Source organism: Arcobacter arenosus (assembly GCF_005771535.1).
GTDB classification, from domain to species: domain Bacteria; phylum Campylobacterota; class Campylobacteria; order Campylobacterales; family Arcobacteraceae; genus Halarcobacter; species Halarcobacter arenosus.
Genome location: NZ_VANU01000016.1, coordinates 1 through 1,400 on the forward strand (window position 1 = coordinate 1; position 1,400 = coordinate 1,400).

Sequence of the window (1,400 nt, forward strand, 5' to 3'; positions counted from 1 at the left end):
AAATAAATGAGTACAATAGAAGTAACATCACCGTTTGATGGGAAAGTAGTAGGGAGTGTACCTTTTACAGATGTAGAAGGTGTTCAAAAAGCAATTGATACTGCTTATGAAAAATTCTTAGATAAAGACAATTGGATACCTAAGCATAAAAGAATTGAAATCTTAGAAAACTTAATGAACATTATGTCTTCTCAGGTTGAAGAACTAACTATCCTTTGTGCTTCTGAAGGTGGTAAACCTTACATGGATTCTAAGGTTGAAATTCAAAGAGCTATCAATGGTGTTAAAATCGCTATTGAGCAAATTGGTCAAATTGAAGGTCAAGAAATTGCTATGGGTCACACGGCTTCATCTGCAAACAGAATGGCTTATACTATGAAAGAACCTATTGGGGTTGTTGCTGCAATATCAGCTTTTAACCACCCTTTTAACTTAGCTATTCACCAAGTAATCCCTGCTATTGCTGTTGGTTGTCCTGTTATTATCAGACCTGCAACTCAAACTCCTATGTCTGCTGTTAAATTAGTAGAATTACTAAAAGAAGCTGGTTTACCTGATGGTTGGGCTCAGGCTGTTGTTTGTGACAGAGCTGGAGGAGAGTTATTAGTTACTTCTCCTAAAACTGCTTTCTTTACATTTATTGGTTCTGGTCCTGTTGGTTGGTATCTTAACTCTAAAGCATCTCCTGGTACTAGATCTGCTTTAGAGCATGGTGGGGTTGCTCCTGTTATTGTTGAGCCTGATGCTGATATCGAAGCTATGATTCCTGATTTAGGAAAAGGTGGTTTTTATCATGCTGGTCAAGTTTGTGTATCAGTTCAAAGAATCTTTGTTCACGAATCAATTGCAGATGACATTGCTAATAGATTAGCTGATTATGCTAAGAACTTAGTTGTTGGTGATCAACTTGATCCTAAAACTGAAGTTGGTCCATTAATTAACCACAATGAAGTTAACAGAGTTGAAGAGTGGGTTAATGAAGCGGTTGAAAAAGGTGGAAAAATTTTAACTGGTGGAAAAAGAATCTCTGATTCTTTATACGAGCCAACTGTTATTGTTAATCCTTCTGACGATGCTATTATTTCTCAAAAAGAAATTTTTGGTCCTGTAGTTGTTGTTTATTCATACAAAACTTTAGATGAAGCTATCAACAGAGCTAATGCTTTAGACGTATCATTCCAAGCTGCTGTATTTACTAAGAACATTGATACTGCACTTAAAGCTGTTAAGAGATTAAACGGTACTGCTGTTATGGTTAACGACCATACTGCATTTAGAGTTGACTGGATGCCTTTTGGTGGTGCTAAAACTTCTGGTTTAGGTCTTGGTGGTATTCCTGACTCTATGCACGAAATGCAAAACCAAAAGCTTATGGTTATCAAATCGCCTTCTTTATAATA

The 1,400-nt window shown here is 36.4% G+C and carries 1 protein-coding gene; it reads left to right on the forward strand.

The genetic code is table 11. The features are described 5' to 3' along the window. Positions 1-6: 6 nt before the first annotated feature. Entirely contained in the window at positions 7-1,398 is a 1,392-nt protein-coding gene (locus tag FDK22_RS15615; RefSeq protein ID WP_138153919.1) for an aldehyde dehydrogenase family protein, read from the forward strand. Positions 1,399-1,400: the final 2 nt, after the last annotated feature.